The organism is Palleronia pontilimi (assembly GCF_016412875.1).
GTDB classification, from domain to species: Bacteria; Pseudomonadota; Alphaproteobacteria; order Rhodobacterales; family Rhodobacteraceae; genus Palleronia; species Palleronia pontilimi.
This window is the reverse complement of sequence record NZ_JAEKPD010000009.1, coordinates 1-22158: the sequence shown is the minus strand read 5'-3', so window position 1 is coordinate 22158 and position 22158 is coordinate 1. Positions and strand designations below refer to the sequence as shown.

24 protein-coding genes and 3 pseudogenes are annotated in these 22158 nt (G+C 66.9%); 10 read left to right on the top strand and 17 right to left on the bottom strand.

Going from position 1 to position 22158, the window contains the following annotated elements; all coding sequences use genetic code 11:
- The first annotated feature begins 6 nt into the window (after positions 1–6).
- A complete protein-coding gene (locus ILP92_RS10320) occupies positions 7–2841 on the top strand; it encodes a DNA translocase FtsK (protein WP_198916315.1) in 2835 nt (944 codons plus the stop codon).
- 81 nt (positions 2842–2922) lie between these two features.
- Here the strand turns inward: ILP92_RS10320 and dps are convergent, their stop codons facing one another.
- Positions 2923–3402 (bottom strand): DNA starvation/stationary phase protection protein Dps, encoded by a 480-nt coding sequence (gene dps, locus ILP92_RS10315; RefSeq protein WP_198916314.1) that lies wholly within the window; start codon positions 3400–3402, stop codon positions 2923–2925.
- Between the two features lie 146 nt (positions 3403–3548).
- On the opposite strand from dps, the gene ILP92_RS10310 reads away from it, so the two are divergent.
- Complete coding sequence (locus tag ILP92_RS10310) at positions 3549–4151, top strand: LolA family protein (protein WP_198916313.1); 603 nt, start codon at positions 3549–3551, stop codon at positions 4149–4151.
- Positions 4152–4211: 60 nt separating this feature from the next.
- Here the strand turns inward: ILP92_RS10310 and ILP92_RS10305 are convergent, their stop codons facing one another.
- Entirely contained in the window at positions 4212–4796 is a 585-nt protein-coding gene (locus ILP92_RS10305; RefSeq protein WP_198916312.1) for a transglycosylase SLT domain-containing protein, read from the bottom strand.
- 77 nt (positions 4797–4873) lie between these two features.
- Positions 4874–5755, bottom strand: a complete 882-nt coding sequence (locus tag ILP92_RS10300; RefSeq protein WP_198916311.1) for an AEC family transporter — start codon at positions 5753–5755, stop codon at positions 4874–4876.
- A gap of 67 nt (positions 5756–5822) precedes the next feature.
- Between ILP92_RS10300 and hspQ the strand changes: the two genes are divergently transcribed.
- Complete coding sequence (gene hspQ, locus ILP92_RS10295) at positions 5823–6149, top strand: heat shock protein HspQ (RefSeq protein WP_198916310.1); 327 nt, start codon at positions 5823–5825, stop codon at positions 6147–6149.
- Here hspQ and ILP92_RS10290 read toward each other — a convergent pair.
- The 4 genes from ILP92_RS10290 to ILP92_RS10275 form a co-directional block, all read right to left on the bottom strand.
- Positions 6146–6532 carry a rhodanese-like domain-containing protein gene (locus ILP92_RS10290; protein ID WP_198916309.1) on the bottom strand — a complete coding sequence of 129 codons (387 nt, stop codon included), beginning with the start codon at positions 6530–6532 and terminating at the stop codon, positions 6146–6148. The two genes, hspQ and ILP92_RS10290, sit on opposite strands and share 4 nt — an antisense overlap.
- Before the next feature lie 11 nt (positions 6533–6543).
- Positions 6544–8121, bottom strand: a complete 1578-nt coding sequence (locus ILP92_RS10285; protein ID WP_198916308.1) for a gamma-glutamyltransferase family protein — start codon at positions 8119–8121, stop codon at positions 6544–6546.
- A gap of 91 nt (positions 8122–8212) precedes the next feature.
- Entirely contained in the window at positions 8213–8716 is a 504-nt protein-coding gene (locus ILP92_RS10280) for an ATP-binding protein (protein WP_198916307.1), read from the bottom strand.
- Entirely contained in the window at positions 8706–9068 is a 363-nt protein-coding gene (locus tag ILP92_RS10275; protein WP_198916306.1) for an STAS domain-containing protein, read from the bottom strand. Before ILP92_RS10275 ends, ILP92_RS10280 begins: the two co-directional genes overlap by 11 nt.
- Before the next feature lie 84 nt (positions 9069–9152).
- On the opposite strand from ILP92_RS10275, the gene ILP92_RS10270 reads away from it, so the two are divergent.
- The 3 genes from ILP92_RS10270 (at position 9153) to ILP92_RS10260 (ending at position 11462) form a co-directional block, all read left to right on the top strand.
- Positions 9153–10310, top strand: a complete 1158-nt coding sequence (locus ILP92_RS10270; protein ID WP_198916305.1) for an acetyl-CoA C-acyltransferase — start codon at positions 9153–9155, stop codon at positions 10308–10310.
- A 74-nt stretch (positions 10311–10384) separates the two neighbouring features.
- Entirely contained in the window at positions 10385–10837 is a 453-nt protein-coding gene (locus tag ILP92_RS10265; RefSeq protein ID WP_198916304.1) for a GAF domain-containing protein, read from the top strand.
- Entirely contained in the window at positions 10830–11462 is a 633-nt protein-coding gene (locus ILP92_RS10260) for an RluA family pseudouridine synthase (protein ID WP_368667871.1), read from the top strand. Before ILP92_RS10265 ends, ILP92_RS10260 begins: the two co-directional genes overlap by 8 nt.
- A gap of 9 nt (positions 11463–11471) precedes the next feature.
- Here ILP92_RS10260 and ILP92_RS10255 read toward each other — a convergent pair whose 3' ends face one another.
- Both ILP92_RS10255 and ILP92_RS10250 read right to left on the bottom strand, forming a co-directional pair.
- Positions 11472–12062, bottom strand: coding sequence for an alpha/beta hydrolase (locus tag ILP92_RS10255; RefSeq protein WP_198916302.1), 591 nt, complete (start codon positions 12060–12062; stop codon positions 11472–11474).
- Between the two features lie 4 nt (positions 12063–12066).
- The gene (locus ILP92_RS10250) at positions 12067–12993 is read right to left on the bottom strand and encodes a VOC family protein (protein WP_198916301.1); all 927 of its coding nucleotides are present in this window, start codon (positions 12991–12993) and stop codon (positions 12067–12069) included.
- A 255-nt stretch (positions 12994–13248) separates the two neighbouring features.
- On the opposite strand from ILP92_RS10250, the gene ILP92_RS10245 reads away from it, so the two are divergent.
- On the top strand, positions 13249–13908 hold the full coding sequence (locus ILP92_RS10245) for a peroxiredoxin (protein WP_198916300.1): 660 nt from the start codon (positions 13249–13251) through the stop codon (positions 13906–13908).
- Between the two features lie 170 nt (positions 13909–14078).
- A pseudogene (locus ILP92_RS18845) lies at positions 14079–14510 on the top strand (EamA family transporter); the annotation flags it as partial.
- A gap of 459 nt (positions 14511–14969) precedes the next feature.
- Here the strand turns inward: ILP92_RS18845 and ILP92_RS10235 are convergent.
- From ILP92_RS10235 to ILP92_RS10215, 5 genes are all read right to left on the bottom strand, one after another.
- Positions 14970–15065, bottom strand: coding sequence for a DUF2474 family protein (locus ILP92_RS10235; protein WP_198916529.1), 96 nt, complete (start codon positions 15063–15065; stop codon positions 14970–14972).
- Positions 15065–16084 carry a cytochrome d ubiquinol oxidase subunit II gene (cydB, locus tag ILP92_RS10230; protein WP_214650024.1) on the bottom strand — a complete coding sequence of 340 codons (1020 nt, stop codon included), beginning with the start codon at positions 16082–16084 and terminating at the stop codon, positions 15065–15067. The genes ILP92_RS10235 and cydB overlap by 1 nt, the downstream gene beginning before the upstream one ends.
- A gap of 6 nt (positions 16085–16090) precedes the next feature.
- Positions 16091–17521, bottom strand: a complete 1431-nt coding sequence (locus tag ILP92_RS10225; RefSeq protein WP_198916299.1) for a cytochrome ubiquinol oxidase subunit I — start codon at positions 17519–17521, stop codon at positions 16091–16093.
- Positions 17522–17598: 77 nt separating this feature from the next.
- Positions 17599–18588 carry a stealth family protein gene (locus ILP92_RS10220; RefSeq protein WP_198916298.1) on the bottom strand — a complete coding sequence of 330 codons (990 nt, stop codon included), beginning with the start codon at positions 18586–18588 and terminating at the stop codon, positions 17599–17601.
- Positions 18589–18593: 5 nt separating this feature from the next.
- Positions 18594–19160 (bottom strand): L,D-transpeptidase, encoded by a 567-nt coding sequence (locus ILP92_RS10215; RefSeq protein ID WP_198916297.1) that lies wholly within the window; start codon positions 19158–19160, stop codon positions 18594–18596.
- A 224-nt stretch (positions 19161–19384) separates the two neighbouring features.
- Here ILP92_RS10215 and ILP92_RS10210 point away from each other — a divergent pair, with 224 nt between their 5' ends.
- Positions 19385–19939: a L,D-transpeptidase gene (locus tag ILP92_RS10210; protein ID WP_198916296.1), complete on the top strand. Its 555-nt coding sequence runs from the start codon at positions 19385–19387 to the stop codon at positions 19937–19939.
- Between the two features lie 169 nt (positions 19940–20108).
- Here the strand turns inward: ILP92_RS10210 and ILP92_RS18520 are convergent.
- Positions 20109–20543: pseudogene (locus ILP92_RS18520) on the bottom strand (LysR substrate-binding domain-containing protein); the annotation flags it as partial.
- Between the two features lie 218 nt (positions 20544–20761).
- Positions 20762–20854 (bottom strand): annotated as a pseudogene (locus tag ILP92_RS18840) (helix-turn-helix domain-containing protein); the annotation flags it as partial.
- Here ILP92_RS18840 and ILP92_RS10200 point away from each other — a divergent pair.
- On the top strand, positions 20819–21328 hold the full coding sequence (locus ILP92_RS10200) for an NAD(P)H-dependent oxidoreductase (RefSeq protein WP_198916295.1): 510 nt from the start codon (positions 20819–20821) through the stop codon (positions 21326–21328). The pseudogene ILP92_RS18840 and the gene ILP92_RS10200 overlap by 36 nt on opposite strands.
- A gap of 645 nt (positions 21329–21973) precedes the next feature.
- On the opposite strand, the gene ILP92_RS18320 is transcribed toward ILP92_RS10200, so the two are convergent.
- The coding region (locus tag ILP92_RS18320; RefSeq protein WP_214650023.1) for a hypothetical protein at positions 21974–22158 on the bottom strand (185 nt) is incomplete at its 5' end.

Below are 22158 nucleotides of genomic sequence, written 5' to 3'. Positions count from 1 at the left end.
GTAACAATGGCTTATCAGACACGCGGGCGCGATCCCCTGTTCGACAGCACCACCCAGGCGGCGCTGGAAAAACGCGGGCGCGAACTGTTCGGCATGGTCCTGATCGGGCTTGGGATCACGGTCGCTCTGATGCTGGGCAGCTACCAGCCCGACGATCCAAGCTGGCTGTCCGCCACGTCCGAACCCGCGCGCAACATGCTGGGCCGCATGGGCGCCTCCATCGCGTCGCCGCTTTACGTCATCGTCGGCTGGGGCGCGTGGGGCTTCGCGCTGACCTTCCTGGTCTGGGGCGGGCGCTTCCTGTTCCATTTCGGCGACGACCGCGCGATCAGCCGCGCCGTCTTCGCGCCGATCGCCATCGCGATCTTCTCGATCTATGCCTCGACCCACGTGCCGGGCGCGGAATGGGGTCACTCGTTCGGCCTGGGCGGTCTGTTCGGCGACACGGCGCTGGGCACGCTTCTGGGCGTCCTGTCGGTCAGCGGGGCCTTCGGGCTGAAGGTGACGGCCCTGTTCCTGATGGCCGCGTCGCTGGTCATGGGCGGCTTCGTGCTGGGACTGACCCGCGTCGAGCTGCGCCAGATCGTGGCGTGGCTGCTGCGCGGCACGATCATGGTCTATGCGACGATCCTGTCGGCACTCGCCCTTGTGAAGACCGCGCTGTTTCAGGGTCTCGAGACCAGCGCGCGCGGGGCCGCAAGCGCCCGCGCCGCCCGGGCCGAGAAGCGCGCCCTGCGGGCCGCGGCCCAGCGGGCCGAGCGCGACGCCGCGCTGCTCGAGCCCGAAGATCCCGCGCTCCAGCCGCAGGTCCGCCGCGCCGCGTCCGTGCCCGCCCCGCAGCCGGGTCCGGCCTGGGACGAGGACGACGCGGTGGCCGAGCCGCGCCCGTCCTTCCTGGGGCGCCTGACCGGCGCCCTGCGCACGTCCGAGCCCGCGGGTCACATGCCGCCGCTGCCCGGTGTGACCCACGGGGAAGGCGACGACCGCATCAGCTCGAAGATCAGCGACGCGATCAAGTCGCGCGCCCGCGCCCAGCCGATCCTGACGATCGGCGCGACGCGCACCGAACCGCGCGTGACGGGCCGCCACCCCCGCGGCCCCCAGCCCCTGCGCATCGACGCCGTGCCGCCCCTGAGCGCCGCCCCCGAGCCGCAGCAGATGCCCGAGCCCGAGCTGGTCGCCCCCGAGCCGACCCCGCCCGCAAGCTTCGCCACCCAGCGCCCCATCGCCAAGCCGGTGGTGCAGAACAACATCCGCAAGCCCATCAAGCCCTCCGCCCAGGCGCAGGCCGAAGCGCAGCCCGCTTTGGCCTTCGACGACAGCTCGACCGCGTATGAAACGCCGCCCTTGTCGCTGCTGGCCAGCCCCGAGACGATCACCCGCCACGTCCTGTCCGACGAGGCGCTGGAAGAAAACGCGCGGATGCTGGAAAACGTGCTGGATGATTACGGCGTGAAGGGTGAAATCGTGTCGGTCCGCCCCGGCCCCGTCGTCACCATGTACGAGTTGGAACCGGCGCCCGGCCTGAAGGCATCCCGCGTCATCGGCCTCGCCGACGACATCGCGCGGTCGATGTCGGCCCTGTCGGCGCGGGTCAGCACCGTGCCCGGTCGCAGCGTCATCGGCATCGAGCTGCCCAACGAGCACCGCGAGATGTGCGTCCTGCGCGAGATCCTGTCGAGCAGCGATTTCGGCGACGGCAACCAGCGCCTGCCTCTGGCGCTGGGCAAGGATATCGGCGGCGACCCGGTGGTGGCGAACCTGGCCAAGATGCCCCACCTGCTGATCGCGGGCACGACCGGCTCGGGCAAGTCGGTGGCGATCAACACGATGATCCTGTCGCTGCTCTACAAGCTGACGCCGGAAGAATGCCGGATGATCATGATCGATCCGAAGATGCTGGAACTTTCCGTCTATGACGGCATCCCGCACCTGCTGTCGCCCGTCGTCACCGACCCCAAGAAGGCCGTCGTCGCGCTGAAATGGGTCGTGGGCGAGATGGAAGACCGCTACCGCAAGATGTCCAAGATGGGTGTGCGCAACATCGAAGGCTTCAACGGCCGCGTGCGCGAGGCGCTGTCGAAGGGCGAGCTTTTCGAGCGCACGGTGCAGACCGGTTTCGACGACGACACCGGCGAGCCGATCTTCGAGACGGAAGAAACCGTGCCCGAGATCCTGCCCTTCATCGTCGTGGTGGTGGACGAGATGGCCGACCTGATGATGGTCGCGGGCAAAGAGATCGAAGCCTGCATCCAGCGCCTCGCCCAGATGGCGCGGGCCAGCGGCATCCACCTGATCATGGCGACGCAGCGCCCGTCGGTGGATGTCATCACCGGCACGATCAAGGCCAACTTCCCGACGCGGATCAGCTTCAGCGTGACCTCGAAGATCGACAGCCGCACCATCCTGGGCGAACAGGGCGCCGAGCAGCTTCTGGGCATGGGCGACATGCTCTACATGGCGGGCGGCTCGAAGATCACCCGCGTCCACGGGCCGTTCTGTTCCGACGAAGAGGTCGAGGAGATCGTCACCTACCTCAAGGGCTTCGGTCCGCCCGAATACATGTCGGGCGTGGTGGAAGGCCCGGCCGACGACAAGGGCAGCGACATCGACGCGGTGCTGGGCCTGGGCGGCGACGGCAATTCCGAAGACGAGCTTTACGACCGCGCGGTGAAGATCGCGATCCACGACCGCAAATGCTCGACATCCTACATCCAGCGCAAGCTGGCCATCGGCTACAACAAGGCCGCGCGGCTGGTCGAGCAGATGGAAGACGAGGGCGTCGTGTCGTCCGCCAACCACGTCGGCAAGCGCGAAATCCTGGTGCCCGAGCCGCAATAGCGCCAGATCCGTTCCCAGGAATGGGGGCGCACGAAAAAGGCCCGCCGATTGGCGGGCCGTTTCAAGAGCCGGTGGGCCGGGCTACTGCTTGCCGTTGGCGCCGATGAACCAGCAATCCTTGTCGATCTGGCGGCTGATCTCGACGAACAAGTCCTCGGTATCGGGATCGCCGGCCTCGTCCGCCGTCTCGGCGGCCTTGCGGATCATCTCGCCGACTTTCAGGAAGCGGTCCTTCAGCGCGACGATATGGTCCTCGATGGCTTCCATGTCGGTCGGATAGGGCTCCATCGAGCTTTCGGACGCCGCCACTTCCACGGTGCCCTTGGCCTGGCCTCCCAGGATGGTGCAGCGCTCGGCGATCGTGTCCTGGCCGTCCCGCAGCCGGTCGGCCACGTCGTCCAGAAGCTCGTGCACGCCGATGAAGCCGGGACCCTTCAGGTTCCAGTGCGCCTGCTTCACCGCCAGCGTCAGCGCGGTCATGTCTGCCAGCCGCGCGTTCAGAAGGTCGATGACCTTGTGGCGGCTCTGATCGTCTATTCCGGAAACGAATGCTTCGGGCATGGGTATTCTCCTTCAGTCTGTCGCCCCGACAACAGCAGGTGCCCGCCGATTGTTCCCCCATGACGGGTGCGTGATATTGTCTGACATTGGGATTGGCGGGCAGGCTGACTATATCACTGCCAACCTAGCAGACGGAAAGGTTCCCCATGCTGAGCAAACGCCAGTTCCTCGCCACCGGTGCCGCGGCGCTGATCGCAACGCCCGCCTTGGCCGCGCCGATCCCGCTGAACACCTTGTCGGCCTATCTGAACCAGATGCGCACGGCCGAGGCCGAGTTCACCCAGATCAATCCCGACGGCACGATCGCGACCGGCCGGATCTACATCCAGCGGCCCGGACGGGTGCGCTTCGACTACAACCCGCCCGAGCAGACGCTGGTCATGGCGGGCGGCGGGCAGGTGGCCGTGTTCGACGGCAAGTCCAACACCAACCGGCCCGAGCAATACCCGCTGGCGCGCACGCCGCTGAAGATAATCCTCGAGCGCAACGTGAACCTGGCACAACGCAACATGGTCGTCGGACACCGCCAGGACGGCGTGAAGACCATCGTGGTTGCACAGGATCCCGCGCATCCTGAATACGGTCGGATCGAGCTGGTCTTCACCGCCGCCCCCACGCAGCTGCGGCAATGGGTGATCGTGGACGGACAGGGCCAGCGCACCACGGTGGTGCTGGGTGATCTGAAGACGGGCGGCAATTTCCCGTCGCGCTATTTCTCGATCCAGCAGGAAATCACGCGGCGCGGCTGACCCGCCGCGGCCGATTTTCTCGAGAAAATCGTCACGAAATTCTCGAGAATTTCGGCCGTCCTAGAGTTTCCGGCAGGCGCGCAGTTGGCTTTCGTAGCGCGCCGCGCGGCTGGCCACGCGCCCCGACACATCGATCAGCCACGGCTTCGACTGGTAGCTGCCGCGCGAATAGCCCGTCCGCCCCTCGTGGTAGGCCAGGTACTGGTTACGCGCGTCACCGCGGCTGATGCCCAGCCGCTTGGTGGTCTGGTCCATGTACCAGCCCATGAAATCGGTGGCGTCGTCGATGTCGTCGCGCTTGGCGCGGCGCTTGCCGGTCTGCTCGCGGTACTCGTCCCAGGTCCCGTCCAACGCCTGGCTATAGCCGTAGGCCGAGCTTTGCCGCCCCATGGGGATCACGCCCAGCGCGTAGCGCAGCGGTGTGCGGGCATTGCCGATGAACTTGCTCTCCTGGTGGATGGTCGCCATCTGCACCGGGATGGGGATGCCGTAACGCCGCTCGGTCCGGCGCATGGCTTTCAGGTATTGCGGGCGCTCGTCCACGATGGCGCACGCGTTTTCTAGGTTTCGGGGCGCGGTCCGTTCGCTGCTGCCGCATCCCGCGACAAATACCAAAAGGACGAAAGCGCGGAAGGTTCTGCTCATCTGCCGCTCATATGTTTATTGTTTTGCGGAGAGCGTAGCCCAATTCGGGCTTTCGATAAACCGTCAATGACGCCCGTTCAGATCACGAATGCAAGGATCAGCGGCAAGGACACGACGCTCAGAGTGGTCGACGCCACCACCAGCCCCGCCACGGCATCCGCATCGGCGCCGTATTTCTCGGCCAGCAGGTAGCTCGTGACCGCGACGGGCGTCGCCACCTGCAGGACCAGCACCGCGAAGGCCACCGGGGGCATGTCGAACCAAAGCCCCACGGCCCAGGCCAATGCCACGCAGATCACCACCTTGACGCCGCCCAAGGCCAGTGGCGCCAGCAATCCCTTGGGCGACAGCCGCGCCACGGCCACGCCCAGCGTGATCAGCATCAGCGGGATCGCCATCTGCCCGATCAGCTCGACCGTGTTGGTGATCCAGGTGGGCGTCTGCCAGCCTTGCCACAGGAACAAAGCCCCCAGAAGCGTGCCCCAGACCAAGGGCTCGCGCAGCGCTTTCAGCGGCGAGCCGCCGCCCGACACCATCCAGATGCCGATGGTGAACGAATAGATCGCCATGATCGCGAAGACGACCACGGCATAACCCAGCCCTTCGTCCCCGAAGGCGAACAGCGCCAGCGGCAGGCCCAGATTGCCCGTATTGCCGAAGATCAGCGGCGCCAGGTAGGTGCGCATCTCGAGCCCGAAGACGCCCGCCAGCCCCACCATCGCCACCGTCACCAGCGCGTAGGTCGCGACCGTGGCCACCGACAGCGTGGTCAGCGCGGCGGGCGGAATCTCGGTCTGCATCAGCGCCACGAAGATCAGGCACGGGATCGACAGGGTCATGGCCATGCGGGTCACGAATTCGATCTGGTAGGCAAAGCCCGCGCGCACCCAGGCAAAGCCCACCAGCGCCAGGATGAAAACGGGCGCGACCACTTCGCCCACTGTCAGGATCAGGTTCACAGTGTGTTTCCATCATTTCTGGTGAAGTTTCATTGCGTTGGCGGAGCCTTCGAATTAAGATGAGGCTATGCTCAAATCGCGCGCCAGATACCATCTTGGACAGATCGTCCGCCATCGCAAGCATCCGTTTCGCGGTGTGGTGTTCGATGTCGACGCGAAGTTCAACAATACCGACGAATGGTACGAATCGATCCCGGAAGAGGCGCGTCCGGCCAAGAACCAGCCGTTCTATCACCTGCTGGCCGAAAACGAGCAAAGCTATTACGTGGCCTACGTGTCCGAGCAGAACCTGATCGCGGATTACTCTGGCGAGCCTGTGGGCCATCCCGATCTGCCCGACCTGTTCGGCGAGATCGAAGACGGCACCTACCCGCTTCAATTCCAGATGAACTAGTTCCGCTCGACCGGGTATCCGGCTTGCTCCCAGGCCGAGAACCCGCCCGACATTTCGGCGACATTTTCCATGCCCATGTCCTGCAGCGTCTTGACCGCCAGCGCCGAGCGCCAGGCCGACGCGCAGAACAGCACGATCGTGCGGTCGGTGGCGAAGGCTTGCCTGTGATACGGGCTTTCCGGATCGACCCAGAATTCCAGCATGCCGCGCGGCGCGTGGATCGCGCCGGGAATGCGCCCCGTCTTCTGCAGCTCGCGGATATCGCGGATGTCCACCAGCAGGGCGCGGGCCTCGTCGCTCGCCCGGCGCGCATCGTCGAGCGGCAGCGTCGTGATCTGCTCCTTGGCATCGGCCACCAGTTTCGACACGGGCGTGATCGGCATGGTCGGTCCTTTCAATAGCCCAGCGCGCAGCCATCCTTGCGCGGGTCCGACGCGCCTTCCAGCAGGCCGTCGCCGTCGATGCGGATCGCCTGGGCCCCGCCGATGGCGGTGTCGGGGATGACGACCTTGTGGCCCCGCGCGGACAGATCGGCCCGCACGGCGTCGGGATAGCCGCGCTCGACGCGCAGCTCGCCCTGGTCGAAGAAGCTGCGCGGCGCGTCGATGGCCGATTGCGGGTCCAGCCCGAAATCGGCGACGTTGGACAGGAACCGCGCGTGCCCGGTGGACTGGTACGAGCCGCCCATGACGCCGAAGGGCATGACCAGCTTGCCGCCCGCGCGCAGCATGCCGGGAATGATCGTATGCATGGGCCGCTTGCCGCCCCCGGCTTCGTTCGGGTGGCTCTTCTGCAGGGTGAAGCCGGATCCGCGGTTCTGCATCAGGATGCCGTACTTGGTCGACGCGATGCCCGACCCGAAGCTGTTGAAGATCGAATAGATCAGCGACACGGCCATCCGGTCGCGGTCCACGACGGTGATATAGATCGTGTCCTTGTGGACCGTTTCGCTCAGCTCGGCGGGATTTTCCATGGCGCGGCCCATGTCGATCAGACCCGCAAGCCGCCTTGCGGTGTCGCGCGACAGCATGTGGTCGAGCCGGGTCATATGGGCCGGGTCGGCGACGAAGCGATTGCGCGCGTCGTAGGCCAGCTTCGTGGCCTCGGCTTCCAGGTGCGCGCGGTCCGCGCCCCACGGGTCCATGGCGGCCACGTCGAATTCGTCCAGGATGTTGGCCAGCAGCATGGCGCAGGCGCCCTGGCCGTTCGGCGGGTGCTCGACCAGTTCGTAGCCCTTGTAGCTGCCCCGGATCGGCTCGACGTAGTCGCAGGCCGTGGCGGCAAAATCGTCCAGCGTGTGACTACCGCCCGCCGCGCGCAGGCTGTCGACCATGTCCTCGGCGATCTCGCCCTCGTAGAAGGCGTCGCGCCCCTCGGCCGCGATGCGGCGCAGCACCTCGGCCTGGGCGGGCGCGCGGAACAGCTGGCCCGGCTTCGGGGCCGCACCGTCCAGCAGGTAGAAATCGCGCGCGGCGCCCTGCAACGTGTCGGTGGCCAGCGCCCAGTCGAAGGCCACGCGCGGGGCCACGGGCACACCGGCGTCGGCGTAATGGATCGCGGGGGCCAGCGCCGTGGCCAGACCGGCGCGGCCGTGATCGCGCGACAGGCGGCAAAAGGCGTCGACTGCGCCGGGCACGGTCACGGCGTGGGGGCTGGTCGGGGCGATGGTGGCGTGCCCCTCGGCCCGCAAGACCGCGGCGTCCAGTCCGGCGGGCGCCCGGCCCGAGCCGTTCAGCGCGATGATATCCTCGCGGCCCGCGGGCTTCACCAGGGCGAACAGGTCGCCGCCGATCCCGGTCATCTGCGGCTCGGCGATGCCCAGCAGGACCGCGCCCGCGATGGCCGCATCGACCGCGTTGCCGCCCGCCTCGAGGATCTGGATCGCGACCTTCGCGCCGAGCGGGTGGGATGTGGCGCACATCCCATAGGTGGCATAAACGGCGGAGCGTCCGGGTAGGTGATAATCGCGCACGGTTTGTCCTTCATCGCAATGATGCAGGAGCCTAGTGGTAATCCCCCGGAAGGCAATCCGGCTTCGCGCAAGCCCGGCGACGGGGCGTCGGTCAGCAGCTCTGGATCCGGTGCGTCAGGTCCAGGCGAAAGGAAAGCCGGTTGCGGTTGCCTACGCGCTGGTAGCTCAGGTCGCTGCTCAGCTCGCGGATCAGGAACCATCCGAACCCGCCTTCGGACAGCGATGGCGGGGGCTGGTCGGGATCGGGGGGGTGCGGGATCGGCAGGCGCTTGCCGGGCATGGCGCGGCCGCTGTCGAGCGCCACACAGGACAGGCCGCCGGGATCGTGGGTGATGTACAGCTCGATCATGCCCGGCGCATTGTCGGGATAGCCATGCTCGACGATGTTGTTCAGGACTTCGGCCAGGACCAGCTCGATGGTGCTGCGATCCTCGGGGTCGAGCCTGAGATGGCGCAGCCCGTCCATGGTCGAGGCGAGCGCATCGCGCACGGCAAGGGCACCGGACGGGAACAGGATCCGCAGCTCGTTGCGCCAGCTTTCCCGGATAACGTGCGAGGGTTCGCCCCGCGGGTCTGCATCCGGGTCAGACCGCATGGGCCTGGCCCACGGCCCCGTTCCGCGCGGCATCGCACGGGGGCAGGGCGTCATGGATCGGCATCACCGAATCCATGCGGGTCAGACGAAAGACTTTCGACACGGCAGGCGTCAGGTTGGCCAGTTCCAGCTGTTGGTCGGGCATGAGTTGCTTCATCGTCCCGATCACCGCGCCAAGACCCGAACTGTCCAGGAACGTCACCGCCCCCATGTCCAGGATCACCCTGTCCGGACCGTCCAGGGCGGCATCGCGGATCACGTCCTTGAACCGGACGGCTTCGGCCGCGTCGACGCGCGCGCTCAGGATGCGGATGATCAATGCGGACCCGGTGCGTGTCGTTTCGATTTGCATGGTCTTGTCCTATGATAGCTCTGGGTCCAGATTAACGCTCCGCTCTTAAGCATGTGTAAATGCGACCCGGCGAAAGGACATCAGATGAAGGATATCGCGATCCTGGCCGCGCGCCGCACGCCGATGGGCGGGTTGCAGGGCGACTTCGCGTCGTTGTCGGCAAGCGATCTGGGCGGTGCCGCGATCAGGGCCGCGCTGGACGACGCACCCGGCGTGGCGGTGGATGAGGTGGTCATGGGCTGCGTTCTGCCCGCGGGTCAGGGCCAGGCACCCGCGCGCCAGGCGGGCTTCGCGGCGGGCCTGGGCGAAGACGTGCCTGCCACAACGCTGAACAAGATGTGCGGCTCGGGCATGGCGGCGGCGATGATGGCGTTCGACCGGATCGCTGCGGGCCAGTCGACGACAGTCGTCGCGGGCGGCATGGAGAGCATGACCGGAGCACCCTACCTGCTGCCGAAGATGCGCGGCGGCGCGCGGCTGGGGCACGGGCGGGTCCTGGATTCGATGTTCCTGGACGGGCTCGAGGACGCGTATGACAAGGGGCGCCTGATGGGCACGTTCGCCGAGGATTGCGCCGCGCATTACCAGTTCACCCGCGACGCCCAGGACGCCTTCGCGTTGGCGTCGCTGGACCGGGCCCTTGCGGCTGGCGAGGGCGGCGCGTTCGCGCGCGAAATCGTGCCCGTCACCGTCAAGGATCGCACGGGCGATACGGTGGTCGCGCGGGACGAGCAGCCGTTGAAGGCGCGGCCCGACAGGATCCCGCACCTCAAGCCCGCCTTCCGCGATGGCGGCACGGTGACGGCCGCGAACGCGTCGTCGATCTCGGACGGTGCGGCCGCGCTGGTGATTTCGGGGGATCCCGGTGCCGCGGGGCGCGCTTATATCCGCGGATATGCAAGCCACGCGCAGGCGCCCGGCTGGTTCACGACCGCACCGGTCCCGGCGGTGCGCAAGCTTCTGGAGCGGGTCGGCTGGGCCGTGGGGGACGTGGATTTGTGGGAGGTGAACGAGGCGTTCGCCGTGGTGCCCATGGCATTCATGCACGAGGTGGGCGTCGCGCACGACCGGCTGAACGTGAATGGAGGCGCCTGCGCGCTGGGCCATCCCATCGGGGCGTCGGGCGCGCGGATCATCTGCACGCTGCTCTACGCCATGGAAGCCCGCGACGTGACGCGCGGGGTCGCGGCGATCTGCATTGGCGGTGGTGAGGCCACGGCGATTGCCATAGAGCGGGTCTAGGGCCGGTCGCGCGGCGCTGGTCGGCCTTCGGCCGACGCCGCCCCGCCCGCCGTCCCACGTGGGGAGAACTTCAGATGATTGACTACGCGTCCACGTCGAAGACGATCCGTGCCCTGTGCGAGGGCGAGACGAATCCGGTCGCGCTGATGGCGACGGTCGCCTGCGAGGTGCATCACGCCGATGCGCGCTTCGACTGGACCGGGTTCTATCGCGTCGTCGCCCCGGAGCTGATGAAGATCGGTCCCTACCAGGGCGGGCATGGCTGCCTGACCATCCCGTTCTCGCGCGGGGTCTGCGGCGCCGCGGCGCGCACGGGGCAGGTGCAGCTGGTGGATGACGTGGACGCCTTTCCCGGCCACATCGCCTGCGCGTCCTCGACCCGCTCGGAACTGGTGCTGCCGGTCTTCGACGCCGCGGGAACGGTGATCGCGGTGTTCGATATCGACAGCGACCGCCCCGCGGCCTTCACGCGGAAGGATGCGGACGGGATGCGGGCGATCCTGGACGACGTTTTTGGCCATCTGTGACTACGCGCCGCCGGATGCGCCGCCGGAGGTTCTGCATCGCGACGACGACCTGCTGATCGTCGTGAAGCCCGAGGGGCTGCTGTCGGTGCCGGGCAAGGCGCCAGAGCTGGCCGATTGCCTGGAGACGCGCCTGCGCGCCGCCGATCCGCAGGTCCTGCTGGTGCACCGGCTGGACCGGGACACGTCGGGGATCATGGTCTTCGCGCGCAACCGGGCGGCGCAGCGGCACCTGGGTCTGCAATTCGAAAAACGCTACGTGACGAAGCGCTACGTGGCGCTGGTAGCCGGGGCGATGGCCGAACCGGGCGGCACGGTCACGCTGCCGATGATGGCGGATTGGCCCAACAGGCCCCGGCAGATGGTGCATGAGGATGGCAGGCGGGCGGTGACGCGGTGGCAGCGCCTTGCGGTCGACGGCGACGTGACCCGCGTGGCGCTTTGGCCAGAAACCGGGCGGTCGCACCAGTTGCGGGTGCATCTTCTGGCGCTGGGCCACCCGATCCTGGGGGATCAGCTTTACGGCACCAGGGCGGCCGCGCGGATGATGCTGCATGCCGAGGAACTTGGCTTGCGACATCCGACCGGGGGTGCCGTGCTTTCATTCCGGGCGCCGTGCCCGTTCTGAGCGATGCGATCAGACCAGGAATTCGGTCAGGGCGCCCACTTCCGATTGCGGGATTTCGTGGCCGCCGGGGTGCCAGGCGGTCGTGACATCCGCCTTCTGGGCGACGAACCACGCAGCCAGCGCCTCGGTCAGTTCTGGCGGGCAGATCGGGTCCTGCTTGCCGCCGGTGATCAGCACGCGGGTCATGGCAAGGCCCGGCTGCGGTTCGGGCACCCAGGGGATGAGCGGGTGCATGAGCGCCAGCGCGTCGAAGAGATCGGGCTTCACCATGGCGACCGAGGCCAAGATGTTCGCGCCGTTCGAATAGCCGATGCCCGTGACGTGGGTCGACCCGGTCCGGGCGATTTCGCCTTCCACGAACGCCGCCATCGCCGCGGTGCGCTGCGCGAGGTCGTCCATGTCGTAGACCCCTTCGGCCTTGCGCCGGAAGAAGCGCTGGGCTCCGTTCTCGGACACGTCGCCTTCGGGCGACACGATATGGGCGCCGGGCAGCATCGCCTCGGCCGCGCCGTGGAACTGCGCGGCGGTGCCGCCGGTGCCGTGGAAGGTCAGCACCAGCCGGTGATCGGTGCCGTCGGTGCGTTTCGCGTCGTAGGTCATGGGCTTACTCGATCGGTTGCAGGTGGCTTTGCAGCTTTGCACGCAGGTGTTCATGTTGGGCGGGCAGTTTCAAGGCTTCGCCCAGATGCGCCGGGTCCTCGTCGCGGTCGAAGCCGGGCTCGTTGGTGGCGATTTCGAACAGGATGCCGTCGGGGGTGCGGAAGTAGATCGCCCAGAAATAGTCGCGGTCGATGACCGGGGTGACTTGGTAGCCGGTATCCATCAGCGCCTCGCGCACCTCCAGCTGGCGCGCGCGGTTGTCGACCGCGAAGGCGATGTGGTGCACCGATCCCGCGCCGGGACGGGGATCGGGCGCGCCGGGCTGGACGTCGATGTCGATGACGTTCGCGGTGCCGCCGGGTCGGACCATGCGCATTGTGCCGTCGCGCGTTTCGGCGGGCTCGTAGCCCATGAAGCCCAGCAACTCGCGCGTGGCACCGGGGTCGCGGACCCGCAGGCTTGCCGAGTGGAAGCCGCGGATGGCATGGGCTTCGGGCACCGCGTCGGTGGACCAGGGGGCGCGGGTGTCGTGCGCGTCCTCGACCAGGGCGAAGGCGTCGCCGTCGGGGCCAGCGAAGGCGAGACGGCGCGCGCCGAACGGGTCGTCTTCGGCGGTCGCGCGGGCGCCAAGCAATGCGAGCCGCTCGCCCCACCAGTCGGCGCTGCCTGCCGGGATGGCGAAGGCGGTCGTGCCGACCTCGCCCGCGCCGGGCCTGCCGGGGGCGGCGTGGGGGAACGGGAAATAGGTCATCACGCTGCCGGGCGCGCCCGTCGCGTCGCCGTAATAGAGGTGATAGACATCGGGCGCGTCGAAATTCACGGTCTTCTTCACGCGCCGCAATCCCAGCGCATCCGTGAAGAAGGCGTTGTTGGTGCGCGCGTCCGACGCGAGCGAGGTGATGTGGTGCAAGCCCTTGATTTGGTCGAGCATGGCGGCCTCCGGTAAATTGACTGCAGGTTAGATAGCGCCCCGGCGGGCCGCGCAGAAGGCCCCGCATCCCGCAGATCATGTGCGGAATCGAACAGGGACCACGGAACGCCGTCCCTGCGGCACGGCCCGTGCTGGACGGACATCACAGGCCGCGCACGGACGCGAGACGGGCGGACTTATTGTCGGCACACCCTTCGCAAAGGGGCCGATCGGGTTTAATTGAGGGGCATGAGTTCAACATTGGAGGAGACGACCATGGCCCTGCGTATCGGCGACACTGCACCCGACTTCACCGCGAACACGACCGAGGGCGAGATCAATTTCCACGACTGGATCGGCGATGGCTACGCGATCCTGTTCAGCCACCCCAAGGATTTCACCCCCGTCTGCACCACCGAACTGGGCATGATGGCGGGCATGGCCGACGAGTTCGCCAAGCGGAACGCCAAGATCATCGGCATCTCGGTCGATCCGGTCGAGGATCACGTCCGCTGGAAGGACGATATCGCCAGCTATACCGGCAACCGCGTCGACTACCCGATGATCGGCGATCCGGACATGACGGTGGCCAAGCTCTACGACATGCTGCCCGCAGAGGCGTCGGGGGATCCTGCCAACCGCACGCCCGCCGACAACCAGACGGTGCGCACGGTCTTCATCATCGGGCCCGACAAGAAGGTGAAGCTGTCGCTCACCTACCCGATGACCACCGGGCGCAATTTCGACGAGATCCTGCGCGCTCTGGATTCGATCAAGCTGACGGCCGAGCACAAGGTGGCGACGCCCGCGGGCTGGAACCAGGGCGGCGACGTGATCGTGACGGCGGCGGTGTCGGATGAAGAGGCGAACGAGAAGTTCGGCGGGTTCGACAAGAAGCTGCCCTATCTGCGGACGACGAAGCAGCCCACGTCGTGACCGGGCGCCGGGCTGCCCTGCGGGCGGTGCGCCGGGTATTTGAAGACCAGTGATGCAAGGGGCCGCGCGCGAGGGGATCGGGCGCGGCCCCTTCGCGTTCCGGCAGAGGGGGCGGGCGCGCCGTCACTTCCCGCGGGACATTTGCGGGCGGTGCTGGCAGGGTCCGGCGCATGGGCGACCGCTTGATCCCGACACGCGTGCGAACGCATCCGCTTTACGGGCTGGCGCTGGCGCTGGGCGCGTCGCTTCTGCTGTCGCCCGACACGCTGCTGATGCGGATCTCGGGCCTGAGCGGCGTGCAGATGTTGGCGTGGCGCGGGCTTTTGATGGGCGCGGTCATGGTGCTGGTCTGGGTGCTGTTCACGACCGATCGCAGGACGGATCTGCGCGCGCTGGCCAGCGGGGCGGGCGGGTTGGCGATCGTGTTGCAGGCGCTCAACGCGATCCTGTTCGTGACCGGCATCGCCGCGGCGCCGGTGGCGGTCGTGCTGTTCGCGGTGGCCACGACCCCGATCTGGGCGGCGATCATGGGCTGGGTCTTCCTGGGCGACAGCGTGGGCCGGGCGACGGCGGCCACCTGCGCGGCGGTCCTGGTCGGGATCGGCCTGTCGGTCACCGGCGGCGCCCATGGCGGCGGCGGGGGCAATGCCGCGATCGGCGCGCTGTGCGGGCTGGCGGTCGCGGTGTCGCTGGCGGGCAGCTTCAACATCTATCGCGCGCGCCCCGACCTGCCGATCCTGTTGGCCGTGGGCATCGGCGCGGGCATCGCGGGGGGCGTGGGATACGCGCTGTCCGACACGCTGGCCGTGGGCGGCGCGCGGCTTGCGGCGATTTCGCTCACGGGTCTGGTGATATTGCCCCTGTCCTTCTTCCTGCTGTCCAGTGCGTCGCGGCACACGAGCGGTGCGAATGTCAGCCTGTTCCTGCTGCTCGAGACGGTGCTGGGCCCCGTTTTCGTCTGGGCGGCTCTGGGCGAGGCGGTGCCGATCCAAGGCATCGTGGGCGGCGGAATCGTGGTGGCGGCGCTGGCGGTCTATCTGAACCACCGGCGCCGCAAGGGATCACAGGATCATCAGCCGGATGCCGTAGGCCACGATCCCCAGCGCCGATACGCTCAGGGTCCAGATCAGGACGAACCAGCCAATCCGCTTGAGCATCAGTGATATCCGTCGCCGACCTTCATCTTGCCGCGGAACACCCAGTAGGCGTAGCAGGTATAGGCAAGGATCACGGGCACCAGGACGACCGCGCCCACGAACATGAAAAGCTGTGACTTATAGGGGCTCGCCGCATCCCAGAGCGTGACTTCGGTCGGGATCACGTAGGGCCACATGCACACGCCGAGGCCCAGGAAGCACAGGCCGAAAAGGCCCAGCGTGATGACGAAAGGAGCCCAGTCGTTGCGCTCGTCGAAGAGCTCCTTGGCGAGCCAGAAGGTCAGCCCGATCACGGCGATGGGGATGGGCGAGACTTCCAGGATCTGCGGCCACGCGAACCAGCGATCGAAATAGGCGGGTTCCAGGAATGGCGTGGCCAGGCTGACGGCGCCGATGAAGCCCAGCGTCGCAAAGCCCAGGATCCGGGCCAGGACGCGCACCTTGTGCTGCATGGGGCCTTCGATCCGCCAGTTGAGCCAGCAGGCCCCCAGAAGCGCGTAGCCGAACACGACCGCGACGCCGCAGAGCAGGGTGAAGGGGGTCAGCCAGTCCAGCCAGCCGCCGCCATAGGCGCGGCCGTCGACCTCGATCCCCTGCAGAAGCGTGCCCAGGATCATGCCTTGGGTCAGGGCGGCGGTGACCGAGCCGCCGATGAAGGCCCAGTCCCAGAAGAACTTGGAAAACGTCTTGCCCGCGCGCCAGCGAAACTCGAACGCCACCCCGCGGAAGATCAGCCCCAGCAGCATGGCGATGATCAGCGGATAGACCGCGGGCATGATGATCGCGTAGGCCATGGGAAAGGCCGCGAACAGGCCGCCGCCGCCCAGGATCAGCCACGTCTCGTTGCCGTCCCAGACGGGTGCGACCGTGTTCATCATCAGGTCGCGGTCTTCCTTTTCCGGGAAGAAGGGATAGAGAATCCCGATCCCCAGGTCGAAGCCATCCAGCACGACGTAGATATAGACGGCGAAAGCCAGCAGGACGGCCCAGGCGACGGTGAGATCGAAGCTGATATCCATGGCCGGTTACTCCGCGGGTTGAACGTCGGCGTCGGGCGTCTCGACCGCGGCGGGGGTGAGGCCTTGGGTACGGGTCGGACCCGGCTCGGATTCGTATCCCCGCTCGAAGGTTTCGGGCGGCTTACGCATGAGCTTCAGCAGATAGACGATGCCCGCGCCGAATATGGCGAAGTAGATCACGATGAAGGCCAGCAGCGACGCGCCCACGGCACTGGCGCCCAGCGGGGACACGGCGTCGGCGGTCAGAAGCTCGCCGTAGACGACGTAGGGCTGGCGACCGACTTCCGTGGTGATCCAACCGGCGATCACGGCGACCAGTCCCGACGGACCCATGACCAGCGCCGCGCGGTGCAGCCAGGTGTCGTAGTAGAGGTTGCCGCGCCAGCGCGACCAGAGCGACCAGAGGCCCACGCCCATCATGGCAAGGCCGATGGCGACCATGATGCGGAAGCTCCAGAACACGATGGCCACGGGCGGCTGCTGGTCGATAGGCACCGTGTCGAGCCCGTCCATCGACGCATCGAGCCCCTTTTCAAGGATCGGGCCGCCGAGACGCGGGATCGAGATCTCGTAATCCATGCGTTGCTCTGCCTGGTTCGGAATGCCGAACAGGATCAGCGGGATGCCGTCATCGTGGGATTCGAAGTGCCCCTCCATCGCCAGCACCTTGGTGGGCTGGTATTCGTAGGTGTTCAGCCCCTGCTCGTGGCCCGCGACGATCTGCAGGGGGGCCACAATGGCGGCCATCCACATGGCCATGGAGAACATGATCTTGACGCCGCGGTTCTCGAGCCGACCTTTCAGCAGGTGCCACGCGCCCACGCCACCGACGATGAAGGCGGTGGTCAGGTAGGCGGCGGTCAGGGTGTGCCACAGGCGGTAGGGGAAGGACGGGTTGAACACGATGGCCCACCAATCGTCGGGCAGGAATTGGCCGTTTTCGCCCATGACGAAGCCCGCGGGCGTGTGCATCCAGCTGTTGACCGACAGGATCCAAGTGGCCGACACCGCCGTGCCGCCCGCGACCATGAGACAGGCGAACATGTGCAGCTTGTCGCCGACCTTCTGGCGCCCGAAGAGCATGATGCCGAGGAAACCGGCCTCGAGGAAGAAGGCGGTCAGCACCTCGTAGGCCATGAGCGGCCCGACCACGGGGCCCGCCAGATCCGAGAAGACGGACCAGTTGGTGCCGAACTGGTAGGACATGACGATGCCCGACACGACGCCCATGGCGAACGAGATCGCGAAGATCTTGATCCAGTAGCGGAAGAGCCGCAAATACGCTTCGTCCCGGGACCAGAGATACAGGCCGTTCAGCACCGCAAGGTAGCTCGCAAGGCCGATCGAAAACGCCGGGAAGATGAAGTGGAACGCAACGGTGAAGCCGAATTGAATGCGCGCCAAAAGCGTGGCGTCCAGACCGAAAGACAGATCCATTGCGAGCCCTCATATGATCGTGTTTCACGTCAAATAAGCCGAAGCCCCGACAATTCCACTGCGACCCAATGACTTGCTCAGGCGGGATCCATCAGCGCCGTGCGGATCGCCGGGGGCAGATGGTCGCCGAATTTGTCGACCAGAACGGCCAGGACCCGGTCCCGGGACGCGGGCGGCATGGATTCGAGACCCTGGACACAGGCGAAGGGGGTGTAGCCGTCGCGGATCTGGGACAGCACGGGCTCGACATCGCCCGACATCCGGTCCCGCAGATAGGCCACGTCGTCGCGCAGGCGGGGCTCGGCGCCGCCCGCGATCTCGGCGTGGTTGGCAAGGGCGACGGGCAGGTATTGCGCCCGGTCGCGGAACCGGTAGCCGACTTGACGTTCGAGCAGGCCGGGATGCGCCGCGAGCGCGCGCCGGATCGTCGAGACGCGCAGCGGATGGGGCCGGTGCGGCACCCTGAGGAAGGTCCGCCGAAACCCGGCCAGCCGCGCCGCGGTTTCCTGGGCGACAAGGTGGCTGGGGCGCGTGTCAGGGCGGCCGATCAGCCGCCGGGCCAGGGATTTCAGCCGCGCGGCGGGCCGTCTGTCCGAAAACGCCACCATGCGACCGCTGAGCAGGGGCCGCCCGTCCGGGTCGAACAGGTCGCCCGGCGCGCAGGGGCCGTTGAAGAACATGTCGTCATTGAGATAGACGAACCGCTCGGAAAGATCGGGGATCCGGTGCAGCGCGGCTTCGATGGCGCGCGAGTTGAAATTCGGGCGCGCGGCGGGCAGTCCGGCGAAGATCGCGTCATGATCGACCACGCGGATCCGGTCCGGTGCGCAGAGACCCGCCTGCGCGAAATGGGGCAGCAGGGCGGGGCGCTGATCGTCGGTGACGATGTGGATCCGGCGCACGAAAGGCGCGTGTTCCAGGATCGACGCCAGGGCGACATAGATCTCACCCGTCTCGACGAAGCGCTGGTCGCTGCCCGATTTGCCCGCGTCGCCGAAGGCCGCGCGCTTGGCGCGGTGGGCCGGATCGGCGCCGTCGACCCAGGCGATGACGGCGTCGATCTGCAAGGGCGTCAGCCCATCTTGGGATAGAGCGTCACCGGCGTCTGCAGCGGGACCTGTTCGTAGAGAACCTGGATGTGCTCGTTCGTCAGGCCCGCGCAGCCGTTCGACACCGCGCGACCGATGGTGCCCGGCTCGTTGGTGCCATGGATGCGCAGGAACGTGTCGCCGCGGCCCGGCTGGAACAGATACAGCGCCCGGACGCCCAGCGGGTTGGCGGGACCGCCGGGAATGCCGTCTTCTTCGTACTGGGCATATTTCTCGGGCTCGCGCTCGATCATGCCGGGGGTCGGCTTCCAGGACGGGTTCACCTTCTTGGCGCCGACGAAATATTTGCCCGGCTCGTACAGGCTGTCGCGGCCCACGCGGCAGGCATAGCGCACCGCCAGGCCGTCGGGCCGGGTGTGGTACAGCTTGAAATGGTCGGGAAAGACGTGAATCTGGCCCGCGGGCAGCGGCACGCGCATCTGCACCAGCGTGGGCGGCGGGATGGCCGCGGCCTGTGCTTCGGCGCGCATCCCCGTCGCGCTCAGACCGAAGGCGGCCAATCCAGTCATCATGAAATCGCGTCTGTTCATCTTCTCGTCTCCAAAAGTCGTCCCCAATCCGGGGGGTAACGCAAAGCGCGTCGCTTTTCCCCGGCGCTCACGGCGATTTGACCGGATCGCGCCCCGATTCGCACGGTCGAAACGCGCGCCTGCGGCATCGGTGCCGCATTTGTGGCGCGATCGTCGCGTATCGGCTTGGCAACCGCGACACAAGCCGCTGGATCGCTAAAATCGCGGCAAAAAGGGGCAATGACATGGAAAGACGACACTTCATCGCCGCGTGCGCGGCAAGTCTTCTGGCGACGCCCGCGCTGGCGCAACGGCGCGTGGTGCGCCTGCCGCGCGCCTTCATGCCGCAGGAGGTGGACGTGCAGCCCGAGCTGCCCGCGGGCCGCGTCTACGTGATGACCGAGCAGCGGTTCATGTACTGGACGCTCGGGGGCGGGCGCGCGCGGCGTTACGGCATCGCCGTGGGGGCCGCGGGGCGCAACCTGAAGGGCGAGGCGCGGGTGGGGCGCAAGGCCGAATGGCCGTCGTGGATCCCGACCCGCAACATGATCCGGATGGAGCCGCATATCTATTCCAAGTACGCGTCGGGCCTGCCCGGCGGGCACGAGATGAACCCGATGGGCGCCCGGGCGCTGTATCTCTACCGCGGCGATCGCGACACGATGTATCGCATCCACGGTACGCCGCAGCCCTGGACGCTGGGCCGCGCGCAGGGATCGGGCTGCGTGAGGACGCATAACGACTGGATCGTGGATCTCTACGAACGGGTGCCGGTGGGCACGCGGGTGTGGGTCGTCTGACGCAGGCACAGGTCCGCGCCACGCCGGTCATTCCAGGTCTTCTTGCCGCCGCAGGTGTCAGCTCGTCGGTGCCGTCGCCCTCGGGCAGCAACGCCCGACCTGTGCCGCCGAATAAATCCAGAACGGCGCGCGCCCGGGCGGTCCGGCGCAGATCCGGGTGCGTGAGCATCCACAGGTCCACGTCAAGCGCGTCGGTAGTCGCCCCAAGGCGTTGCAGGTCGGCATCCTGCCCGGCCAGGTAGCTGGGAAGAAGTGCGACGCCGACACCGGCCCGAACAGCCGCAAGCATGCTCAGAACACTGTCCGTCTTGCAGACGCAGGCAGGATCCAAGCCCATGCCGCGCATCCATGCGTGGAGCTGGGGGTAGGGCATGAAAGGGCTCGGGCCGATCCAAGGGAGCGCCGCCCAGTCCCGTTGACCGACGTCGCCCAGTTCGAACGTCCGTGACGCATAGACGGCCTGCCGGATGCGGCCCATGCGGCGTCCGACAGGATGCTCTTCGGGGGCCGCAGCGGGACGGATCGCGATATCCGCCTCGCGGAACGACAGGTCGGAGATCTCGTTCGACACGCCGAAATCGAGCGTGTTGTCGGGCTCCGCCACCCGAAGGCGAGCAACCCCGTGGGCCAGCAATCCCCAGAAATGAGTATACTTCGTCGCCCCACCCGCACGACGCCCGAAGGCCGCAGGTCGCGGCCTTCCACGCGCCTTTCGGTCGCGTTGGTGAGCTCTTCCATCTCGCGTGCGGTCGCGGCGACCTTTTCCCCCGCGGGCGTCAGCCGACAGCCTGTGCGGAGCCTTTCGAATTGCCGCACCGCCAGCTTCTGTTCCACCGCGTTGATCCTGCGAAACAGGGTCGGGTGGCTTGACCCGATCCGATGGGCCGCCGCGGAAAGCGACCCCGCCTCGGCGATCCGAAGGACGGTCTGGTAGTCGTTCCAGTCGAGCTTCAGTTCCCGCTGTGGTGGCACGGCCCGCCAGCGATCCTGAAAGGCTGGATGGACCGGGTCTTCGTGAGCGGGGGCCTTTACACCAGCCGGATGCGCTACGGCACTGGCTACTTCCGGGGGCGACGCGCCATCGTTTCCGTGACCACGGGCGCGCCGCGCGCCGCGTTCGGCCCCGGCTGCCGGGGTGGCGACTTCGACACGATGCTGTGCCCCCTTAACTATTCGATGCACTACATGGGCTTCTGGGTACTGCCGCCTTTCGTGTCCTATGGCGTGCAAGGGTACGGCAACAGCCACGAGGACCAGGGCCGCGTGGACGAGCGATTGAGGGGAAACCTGGCGGCGTGGACCTCGCACCTGTCCGGGCTGGAGAAGGTCGCGCCCCTGTCGTTTCCCGACTGGTCCGATTGGAACCCGGACGGCAGTGCGACCGGATAACATTGCCGTTGGCACGTGCAGCACGGCGGGAGGCGGGGCAGGGCAGCAGACTCATGATCGGCGCATATAGGTTGTGTGCGCGTAACAGGCGTAACGATGCGCCCAAATAAAAAGGGTGGTCCGCGCTCTGTGTTGGCGCGCTTCGGCTTCGCGCAAAACGGCCAACCTTCTTCCGTGAAGCCCACGGAGGACACCCGTTGCAACACCACGATTTTCGACGTCTCCTGGATGCACTGGAAGATCTGAACCCTGCTCAGACCGAGCATGCGCAAATGAAGATCATGGATCTCCGACGAAAGACGGAGATGATCTCTGGGATTGAAGCGCGCGCAAGCCACGAAGCACCTTGACCGCTCTGCGGTATCGTCGACCGATAGAATTGGGGAAGAACGCGCACCGGTGTTCAACGTTACCGGTGCCAGGGATTCGGGAAAACCTACTCGGACCGGACTAGCTCCGTTATAGACCGTATCCACAGACCTGACCTGTTCATGGTTGCGCATCGGGATATTCTGGGCACTGCGGCGCCGCGGTCGGTGCGAAAGCTAGCGGGATAGCTTGGGCTCGATAAATACACGGTCTGGCGATGGCGGATGCTGGTGGTATAGATCATCGGCCAGGGCGAAGAGACGGCCTTTTCCGGGATCATCGAGGCAGATGAAACACATCCCGCTTTTCCACGAGAAAAAGCAGATAATATCGCAAGGCGCTGACTTGGCTTAGCTTTTTCGCCATCTCGCCGCATTTTGCGCGATTTTCCGGGTTCCTTCTTCGCAGAAGACGTGCCGGGCCAACATTGCTCGGTTGGCGGAACGAGCGGAGAGCCCTGA